Source organism: Paraburkholderia sp. GAS41 (assembly GCF_050436545.1).
Taxonomy (GTDB): domain Bacteria; phylum Pseudomonadota; class Gammaproteobacteria; order Burkholderiales; family Burkholderiaceae; genus Paraburkholderia.
The window spans coordinates 1-2,044 of record NZ_JBNDMK010000077.1 but is presented as its reverse complement, the minus strand read 5'-3'; the positions used below and the strand labels follow the sequence as shown (position 1 = coordinate 2,044).

3 protein-coding genes are annotated in these 2,044 nt (G+C 61.7%); all 3 read right to left on the bottom strand.

What is annotated here, in order from left to right; translation table 11 throughout:
* Nucleotides 1–1,162, bottom strand: a 1,162-nt coding sequence (tnpC, locus tag P3T43_RS35590) for an IS66 family transposase (protein WP_429285658.1), incomplete at its 3' end; no start/stop codon positions are given.
* Nucleotides 1,163–1,213: 51 nt separating this feature from the next.
* Complete coding sequence (tnpB, locus tag P3T43_RS35585) at nt 1,214–1,561, bottom strand: IS66 family insertion sequence element accessory protein TnpB (protein ID WP_278498748.1); 348 nt, start codon at nt 1,559–1,561, stop codon at nt 1,214–1,216.
* Nucleotides 1,558–1,953, bottom strand: coding sequence for an IS66-like element accessory protein TnpA (tnpA, locus tag P3T43_RS35580; RefSeq protein ID WP_429285657.1), 396 nt, complete (start codon nt 1,951–1,953; stop codon nt 1,558–1,560). Before tnpA ends, tnpB begins: the two co-directional genes overlap by 4 nt.
* Between the last annotated feature and the right edge of the window lie 91 nt (nt 1,954–2,044).

The window sequence follows — 2,044 nt, the reverse complement described above, 5'->3', positions numbered from 1 at the left end:
GTGGTTTGCCACGAATCGCGGCCTCAATCGCGTACAGTTCGCCGATCCGGCGCAACGCTTCAGTGTTAACCTCGTTCCTGCGTGCGACGAACAGGTCGTGGAATTTGCGGCGCGCGTGCGCCATGCATGCAGCCTCACGCACACCACCAGCTTCGTAGATCGCGTTGTACCCCGCAAACGCATCGGCCTGCAACGTTCCCCTGAAGTCCTTCAGATGGGCCTGTGGATATTCACCAGCCCTGGTGGGACTGTATGCGAACCAGACCGCCGGCGCGTCCTTCGAGCCAGCCGGCCGGTCATCCCTAACGTATGTCCAGAGACGTGCGGTACGGGTCTTGCCATTGCCGGGCTCGAGCACAGGTACCGGCGTGTCATCCGCATGGATCTTCGGGGCGGCCATCACATAACGGCGAACCACCTCTACGAGTGGCCGGAGCAACGCACTGCATTGGCCGACCCAGTCCGCGAGTGTCGAACGGCTGAGTTCCACGCCGTCGCGCGCGTAAATCACTGACTGTCGATACAGGGGAAGGTGGTCACAGAATTTGGCGACCAGAACATGCGCGAGCAACCCGGGACCGGGCATGCCGCGATCGATTGGCCGGCTGGGCGCAGCCGCCTGCACGATGCAGTCGCAACAGGTACAGGCCTTCTTGACTCGGCGGTGACGAATCACTCGCCAATGCCCCGGTACATAGTCGAGTTGCTCGGAAACGTCCTCGCCGAGGTCGCCAAGCGCGCCGCCGCATTGCGGACAGCACGCGTCCTCGGGCTGATGTACAACGTCTTCGCGCGGCAGATGTTCGGGAGGTGGCTTGCGTCCTGTCGGCTTGCCGGTTTCTGGGCGGGGCCTTGTCGGTGCGTCGATCGTCGCCGCGCCGTCATCGGCCTGCAGATCTTCGAGACGCAATTCCAGTTGCTCGATCTGGCGATCAATCTTCTCCGACTTGCGCCCGAACTGCATGCGCTGGAGCTTCGCGATCCACAGCTTCAGGTGATCGATCTCGAGCGCCCGGTCGGAGAGTGTCTTCCGGAGCATCGTTACAGTGTCGCGTAGATCCGTGAGCTCGCCTTCGTGCTCACGTAACGCCGCTTCACGCGCTAGCAGGAGAGCCTTCAAGGCCTCGATATCGTCCGGAAGGGTAGCGTCGCTGGATGCCATGCACGCAGTTTACGCGCGTGTGTTGCGCCATGCCCGCGTTGTCACATACGTTTACAAAGCGCTGCAGGGGCGCGCTGCATCGACGGGCTGTCGCCAGTCGAATCCTTCGAGCAGAAGTCCGAGTTGAGCGCTGGTCAGCGAAACAACACCGCCGTCAACACGAGGCCACGCAAAGCGCCCACGCTCCAGGCGTTTGGCGAACAGACATAGGCCGCCGTCGCGCCAGTACAGGCACTTGATGAGGTCGCCACGTTTGCCCCTGAACACGAAGATGTGGCCAGAGAATGGATCCTTCGCCAGCACGGTCTGCACCTTCGCGGCCAGGCCGTCGAAGCCGCAGCGCATATCCGTAAATCCGGCGGCAACCCAGATGCGCGTGTTTGCGAGCGGACCAATCATCGGCTCAGGCACTGGATCACCACGCGCAGCGTGTCGGGATCGACGCTCCCTTCAACGTGTATCTCGCCTCGTGGCAACTGGATGCGCATCTTGCCGGGCACCGGTGCCGACGGCGTAGATTCTGGCGGCTCGGCCATGCCGCTGTCACCTGCCTCATTCACGGTGACCGGCAGCAACGCGGATTCGCGACCGTGCATGCCAAGTCGTCCATCCAGATACTGCTTGCGCCAGTCGAACAGCTGATTCGCGTTCAATTCGTGACTGCGTGCAATCTCCGCCACCGAACGTCCGCTGGATAACGTCTCTTCGACGATCTGGCGTTTCTCGTCCACGGTACGCCGGCGATACCTCCGTGCGACTTTGACTTCGGAGAATTCAGTCACTGTGTCCATGATTCCTTTGTGGACACAGTCACATTTGTGCCCCCGGAAAGCATGGCTTCGCCTTCATCGGCCGTCTATACGGTCAGGGTCGGACGGTTAC

What these genes read in the sequence shown, in the direction of transcription:
- tnpB (WP_278498748.1), bottom strand. Translation starts at nt 1,561, where the DNA reads ATGATTGGTCCGCTCGCAAACACGCGCATCTGGGTTGCCGCCGGATTT.
- tnpA (WP_429285657.1), bottom strand. Translation starts at nt 1,953, where the DNA reads ATGGACACAGTGACTGAATTCTCCGAAGTCAAAGTCGCACGGAGGTAT.